We start from the raw sequence: 13,534 nt of genomic DNA on the forward strand, positions 1-13,534 counted from the left end.
ACCACGATGACGCTGTACCTTACGGCCTCGTCTCCACATCCCCACGCGCGAAACCTGAATTCTGTTGTTCTCATTATCGAGTTCGAGCCTCACCCGAAAGTGCCTGTGTTACAGAGCCGACCCGCAAACAGGCGCCGTTTGGCTGAAAAGACTATGCCGCGAGTTAAAAACTTGCAATCTTCGGAAGGCGATCCATTCTTCAGCTCGATTTATGCCTGCACGTTCTGCAATTGCGTATTCTCAGAATATCGTGCATTCACAATTGAAAACGTTTGCGTATCAGCTACTTCGCGTTTCGTCTGACTATGTGAATGTCTCACGTGCGCTCGGCCTCGTCCGCGACCACGCATCGCGCCCCTGTCGATGATCCGAATGCGTTACTGCCCCGGCGGGGAAACGAACTCGCAAACGTTTTCCGGACGAGGCTTCCGAAATTGCTTTCCGTGCACGGTATCAGACTGAAATGGTTGCGGCGCATCGAACTGCCGGCAGGCGTTGGTCAAAGCGTACCGGCCACGTGTCTGGTGGCGCGTGAGTTTGATGCGCCAAGCGGCGTCAAGCCGATCGAATGGCTCGAGCGCGCGCTGGCGCTGTTTCTGGTCGTGGCTTGGGGAATCGTGCATCTGATGAACATGGGCCGCAATTGCCACGATCTGGATGCCGAACTATTCTTCGATGTCGATGAAATTCGTGGCGCGTATTTGATAACGGGTTTGGTTTGGCTCCTGGTGGTGTTGGCGTGGCTCCTGGCGGTGTTGGCCTTTCCTTGGTTTCATGTAGGTATATTTGTGTTGCCCCTGTGCGGGGCGGCACCTACTTTTCTTTGCAGCCGCAAAGAAAAGTAGGCAAAAGAAAGCGGCTCAAACCGCCAGTGTGACGCAGTCCACCACTGCCATTCCAATCGGAGCGGCTCCGGGGCATCCGTCTCCTCGCACACTCCGCCCTAGTGACAAGGGGCTCATTCTTCCCGCCACGCGCTACGCGCGGGCGGAAGGGTATGCAAGGAAAACCGGGCGTGCTGCCGGCGAATGCGCGGGAGTACCACCGAGAAAATACGCGGGATTCCTACGAAAATGCATGAACCCCACCGGTTTTGGTTATGCCCTACGGTGCGCGTAGCGCCGCCGGATGGATGAGCCCTTAGTCACTCCGGCGTGTAGCAAGTGATGGCAGACGCCCCGGAGCCACTCCGATATAAGGTTAGTGGTCCACTGCGTCACACTAGCGGTTTGAGCGGCTTTCTTTTGCCTACTTTTCTTTGCCGCTGCAAAGAAAAGTAGGTGCCGCCCCGCACAGGGGTAACACTAATAGACCGACACGAAAACAAGGAAAGGCCAAAAAAACCAAGCTAACCGATCCGCAGGCATCGTCTCGCCCACGAATACGACCATCGCACCAACGCCCCCAAACCAGCGACTCCCATCCCAACAGCCAACTCAAAACCACTCACCCCGACTTTCCAAACGGACTCTCAGATAGAAGCAGCAGACGACACCTCCCCTTGCGCCTGACCGTGCGGCCGCGTGCGCACGAACGCCCCGGCCAGCGCAGCGGCCACAACCGCCGCAATCGCCCCCAGCAAGAAAGCCAGATGGTATCCCCCATTGAGCGCGGTAACAGCATCGGCGCCCGCTGCACCCAACCCATCGGTGCGCGCAGCCGCCAGGCTCGCGAGAATAGCGAGACCCAGCGCGCCGCCCATCATGAACGACGTGTTTACCACCCCCGAGGCCAACCCCGACTCATCGGGCGCCACGTCGCTCATCGCGGCCAGCAGCACCGGGTTGAACGCCAGCCCCGCCCCAAGGCCCATCAGCACCATGCCCGGCAGCACATCCACCACGAAGCTGCCCCCAGCGGGTGCACGCGCAAACAACAGCAGCCCGAGCGCCGCCAGCAGCAAGCCCAGCGAGAGCGGCGCGCGAATCCCGAAGCGCATCACCAGCCTGGCCGAGAGCCCCAACGAGAACGCCGCCATGATGATGTTGGCCGGCAAAAACGCCAGTCCCACCTGCATCGCGCTGTAGTGGAGCAAGCGCTGCAAGTAAAGCGCCGAGATGAAGAACCACGCGAACAGCGCGGCCGCCCACAACACGCCCACCACATTGGCCGTAGCCAGGTTGCGCAGCGCGAACATATGCAGCGGCATGAGCGGATGCGGCACGCGCGACTCGATAACGAGGAACGCCATCATCAGCGCGATAGCCATGCCCAGCAGCGCAAGGGTTTGCGCGGACATCCAGCCGGCTTCGTTGCCGTGCACGACGGCATACACCGCCAGCATCAGCGATGCGGTCACGGTGATGGCACCCGCCACATCCAGTTTGGCGCGCTGCGCCTGCGGCTTCGCCATCGGCAGCAGCGCCACGCAACCGCCATACACCGCCACGCCAATCGGCAAGTTGACGAGAAAGATCCAGTGCCAGCTCAATGTGCTGGTCAATAGCCCGCCCAGCAGCACGCCGATACTGCCGCCGCCCCCGCCCACGAACCCGTAGACGCCCATTGCCTTCGCGCGGTCGTCCGGCGAGGTGAACAGGTTCATGATCAGTGACAGCGACACGGCCGACACCACGGCGCCGCCCAGCCCCTGAACGGCGCGCGCCGCAATCAGCAATCCTTGCGAATTTGCCAGCCCACAGGCCAACGAGGCCAGCGTAAATAACGTAATGCCCAGCAGGAACAGCCTGCGATGACCAAACAGGTCGCCGAGCCGCCCGCCCAGCAGCAGGAAGCCGCCGAAGGTCAGCATGTACGCGTTGACCACCCACACGAGCGAGGTTTCGGTAAAGCCCAGGTCCGCCCGGATGGACGGTAGTGCGACGTTGACGATGGTCGTGTCGAGCACGATCATCAGCACACCCAGGCAGAGCACGATGAGGGCAAACCAGCGTTTGCGTTCGTCGATGCCGTGCGTCATGGAACTGCTCCTGTCGGGTGCCGGCAGTTCAAGACTGCGCAGCGGGTTCGAGATTGGCGAAGCCGGTTGCAAAAGCCCTGCCGCAAGCGAGCGTCGCAGGGCACCGGTACGAAATGGCCGGTCAACGCAGCACGCCTTTCGCGCGCAGTTCGTGACCGATGCGCGCGATCTCGCGCTCGCCTTCGCTCAGCGATGCACGGCTGGTGTGCACCGAAAAGCGGCCCAGGTGCAGATCGTGCGGATGAGGGATTGCCGTCCCGACCACGAAGCGCGCATCGGTCTCGGCCTCGAATTCGAGCGCCGCATCGGACGGGTCGAATACGGCCAGCTCGCCTTTGTCCACGGCTTCGGGATTGCGCAGGCTGCCGTCCATCACCGCGGTCCAGCCTACCGTGTAGCCGGGCGGCGGCTGGTGGCGCCAGCGCTGGCCGGCCTTGAGCTCCACCACGAAATAGTTGACGCCCGAAGGGGCATCGATCGGGCTGACCGCCTCCCCGCTACGGCCGAGCAACACGCGTGCCGGGCCATCCGATGGGATTGCGTTGACCGAAAGATGCTGGCTGAACGCGGGAGCCAACTCACGCTCCGGCGGCAAGGCAACCCACAGCTGGAAGGCCTTGATCGGGGGCTCGGCGAAGCCGGAATGCCAAACGCCCCGGCCAGCGCTCATCCATTCGATATCGCCCGCCTCCATCGTGCCTTCGTGGCCCGTGGATTCAGCATAGCGGCCTCGCCCTTCTATTGCCAGGGTCAAGGTGGCCAGACCCGAATGCGGATGCCAGCCGAAACCCTGCTGGCCCATCGCCTCCTCGGTGTCGATCAGATCGAGAAAAACGAACGGCTTGATCAACTCGCCGACGTCGGCGGGGCTCACCATGCGCACCAGCGGCCCGTGCGCATTGCCGCGCGTGCGGAAGATAACGTGACGGCCCACGGCGGCAAGGGGCGTGGGCGAAGTTTGGACGATTGCATTCATGAGTATTCGCTCGCTCGTGAGATGGGCTTTCAGGCCGTTGCGGGAATCGCAAAATTCGCTTTGGCCCATGCGGCAAACTTCGTCGGCTGCTGGCCCGCGATCTGGTTGGCGAGCGCGATCGCGTCGCGCGAATCCGAGCCGAGATACGTATGCGTTTCGAACCAGGCGAGCATCGCCGCGATGCCCTCAGCGCCCGGGAACCAGCTAGCAAAAACCTCGCGCGGGACGCGCGTGAACGAGAGCTTGTTGCCTTGCCGATTCAGGGTTTCAATAATCTCGTTGAAGCTCAGGAAATCGCCCACCAGCGGCAAATGCTCGCCGTGCCCCACGCGTTCCGGCTGCGCGAACGCACCGGCCACGACGCGGCCGAGCTCGGTGATGTCGCCCATGTGGATGACCCGCCGCTCGGGATCGAGCGGCAGCGCCCAGCCCACGGTGCCATCGGCCTGTTTCTGCGGAGCCATTACGCCAATCAGGTTTTGATAGTAGAACGGAGCAATTACAAACGTATGGTGGGCGAATCCAGCCTCGCTCACAATGCGCTCGAACTGCGCTTTGCTCGTGAAATGCGGGACATCGATCTTGCCGCCGCTGATCGCCTCAACGTTCGGGAGCGTCGACCAGATGAAGTGCTGCACGCCAGCGGCTTTCGCCGCGTTGACGGCGGCGAGCGCCTGCCGGCTTTCGTCCGCGCCCGCCTCCCAGGAATTGGTCACCACGAAAGCGCCGTGTGCGCCCGCAAATGCGGCCTCAAGCGTTTCGGGGCGGTTGAAATCGGCCAGCACGACTTCGTCGCCCAGCTCCGGATGCTTGTGCGGATTGCGTGTCAACGCGCGCACCTTGAATTGACCGCTCGCCTGCAGTGCGCGCACGACTGCGCCGCCTTGCTGACCGGTTGCGCCGATTACGGCGATGATCTTCTGACTGTTCGACATGGTCGCTCTCCAGCGAATATTCGGTTGAGGTGCTGCGACCTTACGCAGCGAACGCGGCACAGGCTGAAGCCTTGCGGCGGTCCGAAAGCGGCCACCTGCTGCGCGACACCTCAAGTATGGCGACGGAGAGCGTTACACACTAGATGGTAAAATGTGATCTGATTAATCCATTTATGGAGGAATTCCACCATGCTCGATCTGAATGATCTGGCGATGTTCGTGCAGGTCGTGCGGGCCGGCAGTTTCTCCGAAGCGGCGCGGCGTTTGCGCATGCCGGCGAACACGCTGAGCCGGCGTATCGATCAACTCGAAGAGCAGCTCGGCACGCGTCTGCTGCATCGCTCGACACGCAAACTCGCGCCAAGCACCGACGGTCAGGCGCTGTTCGAGCGCTATGCGCCGGCGCTCGACCAGATCTTCGAGATCGAGCGGCTCCATGCCGGCAAGCAGGCACCGTCCGGCTCGGTTCGCGTCACCGCGATGGCCGGCCTGTTCGAAATCTTCCGCATGGAATGGATGGTCGAATTCTACACGCGCTATCCGCACATCAGCATCGACTTCCTGCTCGACGATACGCCGACCGACCTGATCGCCGAACGCGTCGATCTGGCCTTGCGCATGGGCGTCGAGACCGGCACCGGCTTCAGGGTACGCCGGCTGGCGCCGAGCGCCATGATCCTTGCCGCGAGTCCGGCCTATCTGGAACGGCGCCCCGCACCGCGCACGCTGCGTGAGCTCGCCGAACACGACTGCCTGACGATTTCCACGCGCCAGGGCCGCAACACGTGGCGTCTGCAGGGGCCACGCGGCAGTCAGGACGTATCGATCAACAGCCGTTTCGCGGTGAACGACATGCGCGTGCTGGCGCAGGCTTGCATCGCTGGGCTCGGTATTGCACTGCTGCCACAGTTGATGGTCGAGCCCATCATCGAGCAGGGGACACTGGTACGCGTGCTGCCGGCCTGGCGGCGCACGAGCACCGACCTCGGCCTGCAGCTCGTCTACACGAGCCGCCCGCCCGTGCCGCCCGCGGTGGCGGTCGTCGCCGAATTTCTCATCGAGAAGCTGGGCGACACGATGAAGAGTCCGTAACTTGCGTTATACGAAGGGTATGCTAGTCGAGCAGCAGCAAGGCATCGGCGAGCGACAACACCGTTGTGCGCGAATCGAATGCGGTGGAGAACAAATGCTCATGGACAACCTGATCCGGGTCGTAGCAGCAATCCTTGACCGTGTACAGGCGGAAGTCCGCGTCGCTCGCGTATGCGACCGATGACAGCACGACGCCAGTCGACGCAATGCCAACGAGAATCAGCGTATCGACACCCTGCGCGCGCAGCCGTGCCTCGAGATCCGTGCCAAAGAACACGCTGGCGCGATGCGCGATGACGAGCGGCTCATGGGCCAGTTGGCCCAATTCCGGTGCGATCCGGTCTTCGACGAAAAGGCCAAGCTGCTTGATGCCCTGACCATTCTTGTTCAACGGGCTGACTTCCGGATATCCCGGACTGAAGCGCAGATTGGCGAAATAAACGCTGACGCCTTTGGCCCGCGCCGCGTCGCATAGCTTGCGCGTATTGGCGAGCAAGGCCGGTGCGACCGATGGAAAGAGTCCGAGAATGTCGGTCTGGTAGTGCATGACGACAAGCGCGGTGTGCGCCGGTGCGAGTGCCTCCATTGAAGCTGCTCCTTTACGTTGTAAAGCCTTTCATATTCACAACCGGGGAACATTGAACACGGCGAAGCGTGCTCGTGTCAACACGACACCGCTCGATAAATTTCGGGCCGCCATATCACGCGAATTCCCAGCATCGATCCTGCCCGCTTGCGAGCAACGTTCAGAACGGCAGTGCATGGTTACGTGCCGGTCATCGCCGCTTCGGCGTATCGGTTGTTCAAAATGAGCGCATACTCAGATCGAACCTTCCCCGTGAAGGACCTCTCTGCCAGGCTGAACGGATCAAAAGGAGCTGGAAAAAAACTCAAATGAACGCCACCCCCGAACTCGAACTCGCAAAGCTCGACGAACGCGACCTCACGCTGCTGCGCAAAGCAATCGAGCTGGCCGACGAATCCCGACGCAACGGCCGCCATCCGTTTGCCGCTCTCGTGGCGGACGAGCACGGCAACATCGTGGCGTCCGCCGGCAACAACTCGATGCCGCCGCAAGGCGATCCCACCCAGCACGCCGAGCTCGTGGCCGCGGCGAAGGCCGCGCGCGTGCTGTCTGCGGAGCAGCTCGCGCGATGCACGCTCTATACGAGCGCCGAGCCGTGCTGCATGTGCTCGGGCGCGATCTATTGGTGCAACATCGGACGCGTCGTGTATGCGCTCTCCGAGCATCGGCTGCTCACCCTCACCGGCGCTCACCCCGAGAACCCGACGTTCTCGCTGCCCTGCCGCGAAGTTTTCGTGCGCGGCCAGCGGCATATCGATGTGGTCGGACCCGTGCTCGAAGATGAGGCGGCATGTTCGCATCACGGCTTCTGGGCATAAGCGCTCAAACGCCTGAAGCCGCCCTTTTTTAAGCCGCTGCACCATAAGTCAATGACCCGCAGCGGCTCATTCTTTGCCTGACGTTTTCATTACGGCGTTTTGTTGTCTATACGTTAAATACATAGGACGAAAATTCGCCGTCGATCTCCCGTGCCCGATCCGCACGCATTGTCGTTGCCATCAAATCAATCTCCTCCTCTTCAGCGAAAACCCTACTTAACCGCTCATCGCTGATTGTCTATTTTGTCTATCCAACTGGCGGATAGCACTGCCTTTTCCCGAAGCTGTCGCTGGCCTTCGCGGCGGCCCCCGAAGTCGATACTGGAGACTCCAAAGCAATGAAGAAGTTTGCCCTGTTCATCGCGATCCTCGCGATCGCAACCTCCGCCTGCGCGAAGGACTGGTCCACCATCCGGTTTGGTGTCGACGCGAGTTATCCGCCGTTCGAATCGAAGAGTGCGGACGGCAAGCTGGTCGGGTTCGATATCGACCTCGGCAACGAAATTTGCAAACGCCTGAATGCGAAATGCGTCTGGATCGAGCAGGAATTCGACGGCATGATTCCGGCACTCAAAGCGAAGAAGTTCGACGGCGTGCTGTCCTCGATGTCGATGACGCCGGAGCGCGAACAGCAGATCGCCTTCTCGGTGAAACTGTTCAATACGCCTACGCGCCTCGTCGCCAAGAAGGGCAGCAACCTGCTGCCCACGGCCGACTCGCTCAAGGGCAAGTCGGTGGGTGTCGAGCAAGGCACCATTCAGGAAACCTACGCGAAAAAGAACTGGGCGCCCAAGGGCGTGAACGTGGTGCCGTACCAGAACCAGGACCAGGTCTACGCGGACCTGCTCTCGGGCCGTCTGGACGCAGCGCTGCAGGATGAGGTGCAAGCCGACATGGGCTTCCTGAAGACGCCGCGCGGCGCGGGCTTCCAGTTCGCGGGCAACGAAATCCCGTCGGACGCAGCCGGCATTGGCCTGCGCAAGGAAGACACCGACCTGAAGGCGAAGATCGACAAAGCCATCGCCGACATGATCAAGGACGGCACGTACAAGAAGATCGAGTCGAAGTACTTCGACTTCGACGTGTACGGCAGCTAAGCACTGCAAAACGGCCGGCCCCGCGTGAAGACGCGGTTCCGGCCTGGCCGTTAGAAGCAAGCCCAGACTCATCCGGTCTGGGCTTTTTCATTTGCCGGGTTCGCGCTCAGGAAGCCGCTCGTCAATTGCTCGCCTCCGCTTCGTTGTTCATGACAGCCATATTGCGAATGCCGAGTTGTCTATTCATTTAATTCACGAGACACTTTCTCTGGATGCCCCAATCCCGCGCCGCAGTGCGCCAACGCCCCTTTTAACTGACGTAATGCACGTCCTCTTCAGCGAAAACCCTACTTAACCAAACATCATCGCCCAGTTATCTTGTCTATTCAACTTTGCAGATGAACCCTCTGCCTGAGAAGGCCGCCAATTCACGGCGGCGCGGATTTCGATACTGGAGACCTCACGTCAATGAAGAAGCTAGCCCTGTCCATGGCGATTCTGGCCATCGCAACCTCCGCCTTCGCGAAGGACTGGTCCACTGTCCGGTTTGGCGTCGACGCGAGCTACCCCCCGTTTGAGTCGAAGAGCACGGACGGCAAGCTCGTCGGCTTCGACATCGACATGGGCAACGAGATCTGCAAGCGCTTGAACGCTAAATGCGTCTGGGTCGAAAGCGAGTTCGACGGCATGATCCCGGCGCTGAAGGCGAAGAAGTTCGACGGTGTGCTCTCGTCGATGTCGATGACGCCGCAGCGCGAAGCGCAAATTGCGTTCTCGGCGAAGCTGTTCCACACGCCGACGCGCCTCGTCGCGAAGAAGGGCTCGAACCTCCAGCCGACGGCCGATTCGCTCAAGGGCAAAACCGTGGGCGTCGAGCAGGGCACGACTCAAGAGACCTACGCGAAGCTCAACTGGGAGCCCAAAGGCGTGAAGATCGTGCCCTACCAGGACCAGCAACAGGTGTATGCGGACCTGACATCGGGCCGTCTCGATGCGGCACTGCAAGACGCCGTGCAGGCCAACCTGAGCTTCCTGAAGACCCCGCGCGGCGCAGACTTCCAGTTCACGGGCGGCGACTTGAGCGATCCGCAGGGCACGCTCGGCGTGGGTGCCGCTATTGGCCTGCGCAAGGACGACGCGGAGCTGAAGACGAAGATCGACAAGGCCATCGCCGACATGATCAAGGACGGCACGTACAAGAAGATCGAGTCGAAGTACTTCGACTTCGACGTGTACGGCGGCTGACACCGCACGCAGCATGACGCGCCGCGCGCCTTGCTGCGTCGTGCCGATCCGCATTCCCTTATCCCGCGCGCCGGCTCGACATCCGGCGCAATTACGTCACCATGCAAACACAGACGCATCCGCTGATTTCCCCGGCGCTCGGCACCGAGCGGCACCTGACGAGCTTCCACTACGGCCCGGCGGGCGGGCAGAAGATCTATATCCAGTCTTCGCTGCATGCCGACGAATTGCCCGGCATGCTGGTCGCCTGGGCGCTGCGCAGGCGCCTCGCCGCGCTCGAGGCGGCGGGCAAGCTGCGCGGCGAGATCGTGGTGGTGCCCGTACCCAATCCAATCGGTTTGAACCAACGCCTGCTCGGCCAGATGCTCGGCCGCTACGAAACCGGCACCGCCTCGAACTTCAACCGCAACTTCCATGATCTCGCCGAGCTCGTGATGCCGCGCGTGGAGTCCCGCCTCACCGGCGACGCGCAGCAGAACCTGCTTGCCGTGCGCGCCGCCATGCGCGAGGCGCTCGCCGAGCAAACGCCAACCACCGAGCTCCAGTCGCAGCGCCTCGCGCTGCAGCGCCTCTCGTACGACGCCGATGTCGTGCTCGACCTGCACTGCGACTTCGAAGCCGCGATGCACCTCTACACGAACCCCGACCTGTGGCCCGACGTCGAGCCGCTCGCGCGCTATCTCGACGCGAAGGCTTCGCTGCTCGCGCTCAATTCGATCGGCAATCCATTCGACGAGATCCACAGCTTTTGCTGGTCCGAATTGCGCGCGCGTTATGGCGAGCGCTATCCCATTCCGAATGGTTCGATATCCGTAACGATCGAGCTGCGCGGCCAGGCCGACGTGTCCTATGCGTTCGCCGAGCACGACGCGAATGCGATCGTTGACTACCTGACGCACCGCGGCGTGATCGACGGCACGCCCGCGCCTTTGCCGCCGCTCGAATTCGGGCCCACGCCCTTCGCCGGCAGCGAGCCGCTCATCGCGCCGATCTCCGGCGTGCTCGTGTTCCGCACCCCGGTTGGCGCGCGCGTCGAGCCCGGCCATCCGATCGCCGACATCGTCGACCCGCTGACCGAGCGCGTTGTCACGATCAAGAATTCCGTTGCCGGTGTGCTGTACGCGCGGCAGCGCGCTCGCTTTGCCACTGCGGGGATGGAAGTGGCATGCGTCGCGGGCGCCGAGCCCGTGCGCGGCGGCTCGCTATTGCCGGATTGAGTTGCACGGCGCCAACGCGCCGGGAAGAACTCGCCATCGGCCACGTTGTCGAACCAACGTGGCTGGAGTTCTCCCTCATGAAACGCGTTTGCTCCGCAGTTCTGCTCGTCGTGCTCACGGTCGGTTGTGCCGCTTGTGCCGGCTGTGCCTCCACGCAGCCGCCCGTGAACGATCAATCCGCCCGGCGCGCGCCGAGGCTCAGCGTTGGCGTCAGCGATCCCAATACGCAACTGATCCTGCCGTGGTTCCTCACGGATCTCATCAACGCGGTCAACGATCCCTAGTTTTGTAGCGCCTTGCCGTCATCGAGCTACGACACGCGCAATTGCTCGACCAGCCATCTCCCCGCTGGCCCGGGCGGCGCGGCAGAGGGATAAACAGCCAGCATGGGAAGAATGAGCCCGCCCGGCGGCACGTCTTCAATTTGAAGCTCGACGAGCCGGCCGGCCGCGATGTCGTCCGCGACGATGTGCAAGGGCATCCCGCCCCATCCCAGTCCTTGCAGCAGGAAAGCGTGCTTGGCGAACAGATCCACGAAGCGCCAGACCGAACCGGACATGACGCCAAACTCGCGTCCGGCAGACAATGCGGAGCGATCGGTCAGCACGAGCTGCATATGGCGCGCCAGCTCGTCCTTGCCGATCGGTCCGCGGATCGCAGCCAGCGGATGCGTGCTGGCTGCGACCATCACATAGCCGATGGCAGTGAGCCGCTCGGAGGCGAGGCCCGCCGGCACATAGGGCAAGGAGCCCACAATGCCTAGCGCGGCACGCCCGTCGATCACGGGCTCAAAGGCGCCGCCAAGCGCGTCGGCATAGAGCCGCAACGGGACTTGCGGAAAGCGTTCGCGGAACGCCTTGGCAACCTCGACCACGGCCTGAAGCGGGAAAAAGACATCCAGCACCACCGACAATTCGGGTTCGAGGCCGGATGCCATGCCTTTGGCGCGCGCCTTCATCCAGTCGACGCCGGAGACGACACTGCGCGCGTCGGCCAGCAAGACCCGGCCCTCGGTCGTGAGCGTCGGATAGCGGCCGGAGCGGTCGAACAGCGTCACGCCAATCTGCCCTTCGAGGTTGGACACCAGCTCGCTGACCATGGATTGCGCCCGGCGCAACTTCCTCGCGGCGCCTGAAAAGCTGCCTTCTTCAACGGCTGCGATGAATGTCCGTAGCTGATCCAGCGATACACCATCCAGCATGTTGGCCTCCGTGGCGTCCAGATCGATCGATGCAAACGGCTAGAGCTGGGGGCGCAAGACGATCTTGCTGGCCACCGACTTCACGCCGGGCACCTTGCTGGCCGCGTCGGTCGCAATGTGCTCCTGGTCCTGAGTGTCGATGAAGCCGCCCAGAACGACCTCGCCCGTTTGCGCATTGGCGAATACGGCGATGTCCACGCCCGCGAGGCCCTTCGTCTTGTTCAGCGCCTGATGGATTTTCCGCGCGAACAAGCGGTTTGCCGTGCGCTCGGACTTCTTCGAAGCGCCCGGCGCGGACGCCACCGGAGATGTCGCGCTGCCGTCCGGTGCGCCCGCCTCCGATGCCGGCCCCTGCGCAAGCGCGACTGCCGACATGCAGCCGGCCAGTACCCAAAACACCGCTTTGTATGTCGCTTTCATTGGATCATCCTTGTATGAAGACGTAAGCGCAAAGCCACGTGAGCGCGGCGCTCATGGCTCGAATGCTTCCAGCACGGTCTTGCCGATCGCCCTGCCCGTTTCGATCCGCTCGTGGGCGAGGCGAAGATTCGCCGCCGACAAGGGGCCGACCACGTGCGTGAGCGTCGTGTGCAACACGCCAGCATCGACCTGCTCCGAGACCTCCTTGAGCAGACGATGCTGCGCGTCCATATCCGCCGTCTGAAACAGGGATCGCGTAAACATCATCTCCCACGACACCGTGATGCTCTTCGGCTTGAACGGCGCGATGCTGTCGTCGAAATTGTCGATCAGCGTGATATGGCCTTGGGGGTTCAACGCACGGGCGAGGCTCGCGGCGCTGCCGGGCGTCGAGGTGATGGCGCCGATATAGTCCACGCCGCTGAAGCCGATTGCGCGCAGCGCTTCGTCGATGGGCTTGCTGTGGTCGGCAACGTGCTGCGCGCCGAGCTTGCGCACCCATGCGGCGCTTTCGGGCCGCGATGCCGTGGCGATGACGGTGAGGCCCGTGAGACGGCTCGCCAGCTGGATCAGCATGGAGCCGACACCGCCAGCACCATTGAGCACGAGCAGCGTACCGTGGGGCTGGAGCAAGCCGCGTGGCACGTTCATGCGGTCGAAGAGCATTTCCCACGCGGTGATGGACGTGAGCGGCAGCGCCGCCGCCTCGGCGAACGACAAGGTGGCGGGCTTGGGCCCGACGATGCGCTCGTCCACGAGATGAAACTCCGCGTTCGTGCCCGGCCGGTCCATCGCGCCCGCATAAAAGACTTCGTCGCCGGGCTTGAAGAGCGTGACCGCATTGCCCACCGCTTCGACCACGCCCGCGGCGTCATAGCCCAGTATTCTCGGCTGTGTGCTCTCCGTGGGGTCCTCGTGGCGGCGGCGCTTCACATCCACGGGATTCACGGACACGGCCTTCACGGCAACCCGCAGATCGCGCGGACCGGGTTCGGGCATCGGCAGCTCGAGGTCGGTCAGGACTTCGACGCCTCCTTTGACTGCATAACCTATTGCTTTCATGCTGTTCTCCGATGCCATCCGGTCC

13 protein-coding genes and 1 pseudogene are annotated in these 13,534 nt (G+C 62.5%); 7 read left to right on the plus strand and 7 right to left on the minus strand.

The window, feature by feature from the left end:
- Window positions 1–464: 464 nt before the first annotated feature.
- Window positions 465–710, plus strand: a pseudogene (locus EYW47_RS42145) (IS4 family transposase); the annotation flags it as partial.
- Window positions 711–1,471: 761 nt separating this feature from the next.
- Here the strand turns inward: EYW47_RS42145 and EYW47_RS29595 are convergent.
- The 3 genes from EYW47_RS29595 to EYW47_RS29605 form a co-directional block, all read right to left on the minus strand.
- Window positions 1,472–2,920 carry a DHA2 family efflux MFS transporter permease subunit gene (locus EYW47_RS29595; protein ID WP_133198386.1) on the minus strand — a complete coding sequence of 483 codons (1,449 nt, stop codon included), beginning with the start codon at window positions 2,918–2,920 and terminating at the stop codon, window positions 1,472–1,474.
- 121 nt (window positions 2,921–3,041) lie between these two features.
- Complete coding sequence (locus EYW47_RS29600; protein WP_133198387.1) at window positions 3,042–3,896, minus strand: pirin family protein; 855 nt, start codon at window positions 3,894–3,896, stop codon at window positions 3,042–3,044.
- A 29-nt stretch (window positions 3,897–3,925) separates the two neighbouring features.
- Window positions 3,926–4,831: an NmrA/HSCARG family protein gene (locus EYW47_RS29605; protein ID WP_133198388.1), complete on the minus strand. Its 906-nt coding sequence runs from the start codon at window positions 4,829–4,831 to the stop codon at window positions 3,926–3,928.
- A gap of 189 nt (window positions 4,832–5,020) precedes the next feature.
- On the opposite strand from EYW47_RS29605, the gene EYW47_RS29610 reads away from it, so the two are divergent.
- Window positions 5,021–5,923, plus strand: coding sequence for a LysR family transcriptional regulator (locus tag EYW47_RS29610; protein WP_133198389.1), 903 nt, complete (start codon window positions 5,021–5,023; stop codon window positions 5,921–5,923).
- Between the two features lie 22 nt (window positions 5,924–5,945).
- Here the strand turns inward: EYW47_RS29610 and EYW47_RS29615 are convergent, their stop codons facing one another.
- Window positions 5,946–6,509, minus strand: a complete 564-nt coding sequence (locus EYW47_RS29615) for a cysteine hydrolase family protein (protein ID WP_133198390.1) — start codon at window positions 6,507–6,509, stop codon at window positions 5,946–5,948.
- 308 nt (window positions 6,510–6,817) lie between these two features.
- Here EYW47_RS29615 and EYW47_RS29620 point away from each other — a divergent pair, with 308 nt between their 5' ends.
- The 5 genes from EYW47_RS29620 (at window position 6,818) to EYW47_RS29640 (ending at window position 11,110) form a co-directional block, all read left to right on the plus strand.
- A complete protein-coding gene (locus EYW47_RS29620; protein WP_133198391.1) occupies window positions 6,818–7,327 on the plus strand; it encodes a nucleoside deaminase in 510 nt (169 codons plus the stop codon).
- Between the two features lie 338 nt (window positions 7,328–7,665).
- A complete protein-coding gene (locus EYW47_RS29625; RefSeq protein WP_133198392.1) occupies window positions 7,666–8,424 on the plus strand; it encodes an ABC transporter substrate-binding protein in 759 nt (252 codons plus the stop codon).
- Window positions 8,425–8,832: 408 nt separating this feature from the next.
- Window positions 8,833–9,609 (plus strand): ABC transporter substrate-binding protein, encoded by a 777-nt coding sequence (locus tag EYW47_RS29630; RefSeq protein ID WP_133198393.1) that lies wholly within the window; start codon window positions 8,833–8,835, stop codon window positions 9,607–9,609.
- Window positions 9,610–9,710: 101 nt separating this feature from the next.
- Window positions 9,711–10,826: a succinylglutamate desuccinylase/aspartoacylase family protein gene (locus EYW47_RS29635; protein WP_133198394.1), complete on the plus strand. Its 1,116-nt coding sequence runs from the start codon at window positions 9,711–9,713 to the stop codon at window positions 10,824–10,826.
- 77 nt (window positions 10,827–10,903) lie between these two features.
- Window positions 10,904–11,110, plus strand: coding sequence for a hypothetical protein (locus EYW47_RS29640; RefSeq protein WP_133198395.1), 207 nt, complete (start codon window positions 10,904–10,906; stop codon window positions 11,108–11,110).
- Window positions 11,111–11,136: 26 nt separating this feature from the next.
- On the opposite strand, the gene EYW47_RS29645 is transcribed toward EYW47_RS29640, so the two are convergent.
- The 3 genes from EYW47_RS29645 to EYW47_RS29655 are packed head-to-tail and all read right to left on the minus strand — an operon-like array spanning window position 11,137 to window position 13,509.
- Window positions 11,137–12,027: a LysR family transcriptional regulator gene (locus tag EYW47_RS29645; protein ID WP_133198396.1), complete on the minus strand. Its 891-nt coding sequence runs from the start codon at window positions 12,025–12,027 to the stop codon at window positions 11,137–11,139.
- 39 nt (window positions 12,028–12,066) lie between these two features.
- Window positions 12,067–12,447: a BON domain-containing protein gene (locus EYW47_RS29650; RefSeq protein WP_133198397.1), complete on the minus strand. Its 381-nt coding sequence runs from the start codon at window positions 12,445–12,447 to the stop codon at window positions 12,067–12,069.
- A gap of 51 nt (window positions 12,448–12,498) precedes the next feature.
- On the minus strand, window positions 12,499–13,509 hold the full coding sequence (locus EYW47_RS29655) for a zinc-binding alcohol dehydrogenase family protein (protein WP_133198398.1): 1,011 nt from the start codon (window positions 13,507–13,509) through the stop codon (window positions 12,499–12,501).
- Between the last annotated feature and the right edge of the window lie 25 nt (window positions 13,510–13,534).

The sequence above is a fragment of the Paraburkholderia silviterrae genome, assembly GCF_004353915.1.
Taxonomy (GTDB): Bacteria; Pseudomonadota; Gammaproteobacteria; order Burkholderiales; family Burkholderiaceae; genus Paraburkholderia; species Paraburkholderia silviterrae.

Bases quoted from the DNA above. Each gene is read 5' to 3' on its own strand.
- EYW47_RS29595 (WP_133198386.1), bottom strand. From the start codon at position 2,920: ATGACGCACGGCATCGACGAACGCAAACGCTGGTTTGCCCTCATCGTG.
- EYW47_RS29600 (WP_133198387.1), bottom strand. From the start codon at position 3,896: ATGAATGCAATCGTCCAAACTTCGCCCACGCCCCTTGCCGCCGTGGGC.
- EYW47_RS29605 (WP_133198388.1), bottom strand. From the start codon at position 4,831: ATGTCGAACAGTCAGAAGATCATCGCCGTAATCGGCGCAACCGGTCAG.
- EYW47_RS29610 (WP_133198389.1), top strand. From the start codon at position 5,021: ATGCTCGATCTGAATGATCTGGCGATGTTCGTGCAGGTCGTGCGGGCC.
- EYW47_RS29615 (WP_133198390.1), bottom strand. From the start codon at position 6,509: ATGGAGGCACTCGCACCGGCGCACACCGCGCTTGTCGTCATGCACTAC.
- EYW47_RS29620 (WP_133198391.1), top strand. From the start codon at position 6,818: ATGAACGCCACCCCCGAACTCGAACTCGCAAAGCTCGACGAACGCGAC.
- EYW47_RS29625 (WP_133198392.1), top strand. From the start codon at position 7,666: ATGAAGAAGTTTGCCCTGTTCATCGCGATCCTCGCGATCGCAACCTCC.
- EYW47_RS29630 (WP_133198393.1), top strand. From the start codon at position 8,833: ATGAAGAAGCTAGCCCTGTCCATGGCGATTCTGGCCATCGCAACCTCC.
- EYW47_RS29635 (WP_133198394.1), top strand. From the start codon at position 9,711: ATGCAAACACAGACGCATCCGCTGATTTCCCCGGCGCTCGGCACCGAG.
- EYW47_RS29640 (WP_133198395.1), top strand. From the start codon at position 10,904: ATGAAACGCGTTTGCTCCGCAGTTCTGCTCGTCGTGCTCACGGTCGGT.
- EYW47_RS29645 (WP_133198396.1), bottom strand. From the start codon at position 12,027: ATGCTGGATGGTGTATCGCTGGATCAGCTACGGACATTCATCGCAGCC.
- EYW47_RS29650 (WP_133198397.1), bottom strand. From the start codon at position 12,447: ATGAAAGCGACATACAAAGCGGTGTTTTGGGTACTGGCCGGCTGCATG.
- EYW47_RS29655 (WP_133198398.1), bottom strand. From the start codon at position 13,509: ATGAAAGCAATAGGTTATGCAGTCAAAGGAGGCGTCGAAGTCCTGACC.